The following is a 5,497-nucleotide window of genomic DNA, read 5'->3' on the forward strand; positions in this document are numbered from 1 at the left end:
CCACGGTGTAGATCCCCTGTCCATCCTGCTGTCATTTGCAGAAAGGAAATAGGTGGCCGGATTTTACTCCGCCCGCAGCTGGATTATTCCGCCGCTACCGTGGCCGACTTTTGCACCGCCGCTCTCACAGGCGCGTGGTTATGTCGGCGCAGTCTGAGCAGACGGCGACCCAGCGACGCTGGACGAGATGAAGATCGTTCGCAAAGTCCGGAAACAGCCGCTCACGAAGCGCAATTTCATCCTGGTTCAAAAGTATGTCGTATTGCGCGACGTTTCGGATTGCCGCTGTCCATTTTTTCTTCGAACTCATCCTTATGGAGGCGCGCTTTCCACGGCAGCAACATGGACAAGACCAGTCGTCGTCGACCTCGTTCCATTTCTGGGTTCCGAACTGAGGGACGAATGAATTGTATTCTTCATCCGTGGGAGCGCGGGGAGGCGCTTTGGGGGCCTTCCGCTTCGCTGTGTCGTTACTAACCGACCTAGATAGGAAGTCCGTCTTGATCGTATTCAGGAGTCCGTTATTCGGGCTGAAGCGCGCAGACTTCCAGAAGGACTTGCGTAGCGTCTCCCCCGTTCCGACGCGGTCGACCATCGAACGCCCATATGGTAGCGCGCCTTCGGATCTATTCTGAAGCCGACGGGCGAACAAATCGTCCACCAGTGAGGCCAGAAGCGCCAAGCGATGCTCGAAGGCGGGTCTCTCCGCCTCCCACACCGCTCGGGCGGCTTCGATATCGATTTCGTGGTCGCGGTGCGGTGTCGCTTTTACGAATTGCCTGATTTCAGTGGCAACGAAAGTGAAGCGTGGATCGGTGCCCACCGAGGTTTTCGCTTTGCCGTCGGCTGCGTTGCATTCGGAACAGACGAGAGCGGTGTCAAACCGGACGACAAGAGCCCGTATCGTATCCATCACGCGGGAGCCGCCTTCTCCCAAAGCCGCCCTCCATTCCGGTCCGGCAACCTTGGCAGGCCTCTGCTTCGCTTCTTCCGACATATGGTCGTGGTGCAACTCAAGCTTTGCAAGCAGGATACCGTTCGACGATTTCCGGAATACATCGAACTTCGACCGCTGGCACCCTGGGCAGGTCCAGTGCTGCCGTTCGAGCGCCCAGTTGGAGTTCAGCTCAAGACCGTCGGTTTCCAACGCCTTCATCGCCCGCTTTGTTTGAGCGCTCCAACGTCCGTCATAATCCGGGAAATAGTAGTCCATTCCCGCATCGTCTAGCTTGGACGGGTTTGGGAACACCAGGGTTTCGGTCCAAATCTCTTGGTTTTGGAATTCCGAATCAAATGCCTCCATATCGTCCACGCGAATCCTCCGATGTAGTCATCAGAGCGCTTTATATCAGAGACGGGAGGAAGCGGAGCCCACCGTCATCTTTCACAAGACGGCAAAAGGCCGTTTCGCAATTTGCCGTCTTGTTCCAGTACCTTCAGAAGCGAGGACGACCGCAAGATGGCTGAGTTCTGGCGACCTCAATCGGCGCGAAAGAACATGCTGTCCACCATTCGCTCTTTAACTGGGCGAAAAAGGTTATTCGCCAGGAGGTCTTCTATTCTCTCGTCTTTCGCCCAAGGGTGGTCGATGTGGCACCAATCCAACTGAATGAACTCCCCGTCTCCCGATATCAGCAACCCCACGGCTCTAGCCGACTTCGCGTCGTACTTGGCCGCTTCGGTGAACATACCCACCGCATTGCTCCGCATCCTTACGCCGTCTGAACCACTTGAAGGCCAATCGGGATCAAGAGGCGCGACCATAAACGTGCAATCAATCCCTGGCACCGTGAAGCGGAAAGGACGGCAAGGCCTTCTCTCCTTGACTGCCTCCATGGATTTTATGAGCCGAAGCTTAAACTCCCTCCAGATGGAACGAGACGAATTCGCGAACTCCAGCAAAATCCGATAGTAATCGTTGCTGGGGTGTGGATTTTGAATATGCGCTAGCAGGTCGCCGAGGATGGGAGTGAGATCAAAGGCATCTAGGTCCTGTACGAATGCCCGCAACTGCTCTTTCGAGCCTGGTACAGGGAGATCGTACTCCCTAAGAAATCCGACCATAATATCTGGCTCTTCGACAACGACCCCATCCTCGTGAAGCTGGGGAAGAACCTGTTCCCTGTATTCGAAATAGAGCCTGATGTCGTTGGGAACCCGAAGTTTGTCGACGATGCCCAGGTAGTCATGCACGGCTATGATGTGCATGAAGCCTGCCGTCCTGCTGATGTAAAACTTGGTCTCCCAGCAATCCTGCGGTAGGGCCTTGCTCCCGGAAAAGACGATCACCTTTTTGATGTCCGTCAGATCGGCGCTCCGGACTTCAATCGAATGACCTTGGGCATTTTTCAACCCGATGCTCTCGTGTTCGGTCAGATAGCGTGTTGAATCCCTGATCTGCTTCGTCGCCTTGCCGAGGACCTTATTGTGAAACCACCTCTTCTCAGTTTCAGGGTCGTCGGTAGCTTCTGTTCGCTCTTTTAACTGAAAAATGTATGCCAGTGGTCCAATCAGAATGATACCATCCGCAAGCTCGACGCGCTGTTCGGGACGCGGATTAAACCAGGTCTCGGAATAGGTAAATTCTTTCCAAAAAGTCGATCCGTTCAATTGTGCAGTGAACTCTTCGAGTGTCATTTTGTCTCCCAAAGGTAGAGCCATCAAACTGGTGCCGCATGCGACATGGACTTACCCCAGTTGTGCGTTGGTGCATTGGCTATAAGCCTTCTGAAAACAGTTACAACCTCCGCGATTAAGCGAGTGTCTCAACGCATGCTTGACAAGTCAATATGTGTTCACTATTTGTTCCGTATCGTTTTGAGCCATACCTGGAATTCTGTTTACGATACCGATCGAAGTACCTCAAATTGAGGCGAAATTGCCCGGTTCGGGCTCGCCATTGATCAATTAAGCCGGTACCAGGGAACTTCTGACCACAGGAGCCACGCATGACCAGAATACGTTTACCCACCGAGTGATGTCACGGACGGATATTCCGTCTGCGTCGTCGCCCTGTGAGGTATTTTTGTTCTCAGTCAGGATGGCATCATGCACTTCGCACGTCAGGTTTCCAAACATATCGCGCTTCATCAGGCAGGACTCGGCTTTTTGAGTATGCCTACGATTAAGACACCCCGCACCTTCGGTCGCGCCAACCGTATGTCCGAGAACGGCCCTTCCGATGCCGGGGATGGCGGAATAACGCGGAATCGTCGCAGGTAAGACGGCTGAAACCATCTTCTGGAATGAACCCGTTGCCGAACGCGCCGTTCGCAAGCCTCCGGCTACCCACGGCAAGACCCTTCGTGGCTTCTCAGTATTCAACGACGTAGTCGTTTATCATGAGAGCGATCTGGAGCGGCGTGTATCGAAGGTTCTCCAGCTCCGCAAGGATGTCAAAGCCATCTACTCTCAGTTTCCGGTGCTTCTGTACCGCGATGCCGAGGGGGTTTTGCGTGAACACATCTGCGACTTCTGTGTGGTTTTCAACGATGGCGAAATCGTAGCCGTCGCGGTCAAGCACGTCCAGAAATCCGAAGTGATGACCGAGTTGCTGGAGCGTATCAAGGCCGAGGGCTACGTCAGGAAAAACAAAAACGGCACTACAAAGTCCGGAGCTGTCAACGATATCCGCCTCATGACTGAACGCGAGGCCACATACGGTGCATTTGAGAACGCCGAACGTATCCTGCGCGCTAGGCGCATGCGAAACGACGCAGAGTTCAACAGCGCCTGCGATGCTGTCAGAAATCTCAGTGGGCGTTTCCGGTTCGGAGACCTGCTGAGAGGCTGTGAGAATCGTGGACTCCGTAGAACGGCGCTTCTCCTGTTGATCGACGAGGGAGTTCTTCTGACCGAAACGCCTGGCCGTATCGATGACCTGACCATGTTGATGGTCCGCCGATAATCGCTCCCATCATCCGAATGCTATTGTCCTACAAGGAAGCCTGCAATGCTGCCCGACCTCCACAAGCCCAATCTTTTTCGACACGCGCTGGTCAAGTTGAGCCACTCGGATCGTTTCACCGATGGCGATGTCGATTGGAAGCCCAGGTCTCGCGATTCCGAGGGTTGGACTTTCAGCAACGAGGCTAACGTCAGGGACGAGCGCTTTCTTCCGCACAGTGAGGTTTATGCCAAGCTCGTCAGCGGCACGGCCAAAGTCCGCTATGCTTACAATGTTCCTGAAAACCAGCGACTGCGTGCGATTTTCGGTGACGACACATTCGAAGACATCGTCGGGAAGCGTCGCCATCTGGCGCTTTTCCGTGAAAAGTTCATCAAGCGTTTCGATGCCGAATGGATGAAGCTCGGAAAGAAGCCGCGTTGGTCGAAGGAGAAGTTCGAGGCGACGCTTCGCACCTGGCGGAAGGAAGTCATCGCTGAGATGCTGGGCCTCGACGACGAAGACGGCGATATCCGTGCCGACGAGATGGTTGAGGTGAGGGCTTTTCCGACACCGTCCGTCAAGACGTTCCGCCGAGATTACAAGCGTTATCATGCTTGCGGCGGTGAGGTGCTCGGTATCGTGCATCGTCACCACGGCCCCGGCCTCCATCTCCGAAAGGTTGATGCCGATTCTATCGCCTTCGCCCATCAGGAGGCGATGCAGTACATGACGAGTGCCAAGCCCAGCATGGCAAAGGTCTATCTTCAGTACAGAGCCAGGCTCGACAAGGTGAACGCCGATCGGGCGGTGAAATTGCTGATGGTCACCCGAAGCAAATTCGAAACGATCATCTCCAAGTTCGACGCGTTCGATAAATGGGACGGTCGTCACGGTCGGGCCTCTGCGCTCAAGCATTTCGGGATGGCTAAGCGCGGGATCAATGCGCTGTCCGTCGGTGAACGCATCGAGATCGATTTCTGGAATGTCGATTTGATGACGCTGTTCGTCGAGACTGGCATGTGGTCGATCCTTCCGCCCGCATACAAGGAGGCGGTTGTCGGAAAGCGCGTCTGGTTCGTTGCGGCTATCGACATCGCCACACGCTATATCGTGGCGTTCCGGGCGAGCTTGAACCCGAACGCTGTTTCGGCTGCCGCAGCGATCCGCATGATCATGTCGGATAAGCGGCATGTCTCAGATTTCGTTGGTGCGGAAACGCCTTGGATCGGAATGGTCAAGCCATGCGATATCTTCAGCGATAATGGCACGGAGTTCGCCAACGACCTTGTCGAGGGCATCATGCGTTCCGCCAAGATCACGTTCAATCGTCCTCAGGCGGGAAACCCTAAGAGTCCGTCCGAACACTTTCTCATTTTGAACATAGCCTTCGCAGCATGAGGCGGATGGAGGCTAATTTGAGGAAGGCAAGCGCATTTCTTGACAGGTTTTCGAGGTCCTTGGCCAGTCTACGGCATCGTCCGAGCCATGCGAAGGTTCGCTCGACAACCCATCGGCGTGGCAACAACTCGAAGCCTTTGGCCGCATCGGATCGCTTGACGATTTCAGTTGCCAGACCTGGTCTGGCCTTCTTCTGACCCTTTGCGAAGA

Annotated in this window: 6 protein-coding genes; 2 read left to right on the plus strand and 4 right to left on the minus strand. The window is 54.8% G+C overall.

The features are described 5' to 3' along the window. Window positions 1–124 precede the first annotated feature (124 nt). From AX760_RS26030 to AX760_RS27890, 3 genes are all read right to left on the minus strand, one after another. Entirely contained in the window at window positions 125–1,312 is a 1,188-nt protein-coding gene (locus AX760_RS26030; protein WP_071835918.1) for a hypothetical protein, read from the minus strand. 167 nt (window positions 1,313–1,479) lie between these two features. Continuing rightward, window positions 1,480–2,637 (minus strand): hypothetical protein, encoded by a 1,158-nt coding sequence (locus tag AX760_RS26035; protein ID WP_071835919.1) that lies wholly within the window; start codon window positions 2,635–2,637, stop codon window positions 1,480–1,482. Between the two features lie 676 nt (window positions 2,638–3,313). Then, window positions 3,314–3,523 carry a hypothetical protein gene (locus AX760_RS27890; protein ID WP_245295111.1) on the minus strand — a complete coding sequence of 70 codons (210 nt, stop codon included), beginning with the start codon at window positions 3,521–3,523 and terminating at the stop codon, window positions 3,314–3,316. 18 nt (window positions 3,524–3,541) lie between these two features. Between AX760_RS27890 and AX760_RS27895 the strand changes: the two genes are divergently transcribed. Then, a complete protein-coding gene (locus tag AX760_RS27895) occupies window positions 3,542–3,907 on the plus strand; it encodes a hypothetical protein (protein ID WP_245295112.1) in 366 nt (121 codons plus the stop codon). Window positions 3,908–3,952: 45 nt separating this feature from the next. Then, window positions 3,953–5,287 carry a hypothetical protein gene (locus AX760_RS26045; RefSeq protein WP_245295113.1) on the plus strand — a complete coding sequence of 445 codons (1,335 nt, stop codon included), beginning with the start codon at window positions 3,953–3,955 and terminating at the stop codon, window positions 5,285–5,287. On the opposite strand, the gene AX760_RS26050 is transcribed toward AX760_RS26045, so the two are convergent. After that, window positions 5,259–5,497, minus strand: a 239-nt coding sequence (locus AX760_RS26050; RefSeq protein ID WP_139276435.1) for a transposase, incomplete at its 5' end; no start/stop codon positions are given. The genes AX760_RS26045 and AX760_RS26050 overlap by 29 nt on opposite strands.

The organism is Pararhizobium antarcticum (assembly GCF_001885585.1).
GTDB lineage: Bacteria > Pseudomonadota > Alphaproteobacteria > Rhizobiales > Rhizobiaceae > Pararhizobium > Pararhizobium antarcticum.

Coding starts and splice junctions, on each gene's coding strand:
- AX760_RS26045 (WP_245295113.1), top strand. CDS start 3,953: ATGCTGCCCGACCTCCACAAGCCCAATCTTTTTCGACACGCGCTGGTC.
- AX760_RS27895 (WP_245295112.1), top strand. CDS start 3,542: ATGACCGAGTTGCTGGAGCGTATCAAGGCCGAGGGCTACGTCAGGAAA.
- AX760_RS26035 (WP_071835919.1), bottom strand. CDS start 2,637: ATGACACTCGAAGAGTTCACTGCACAATTGAACGGATCGACTTTTTGG.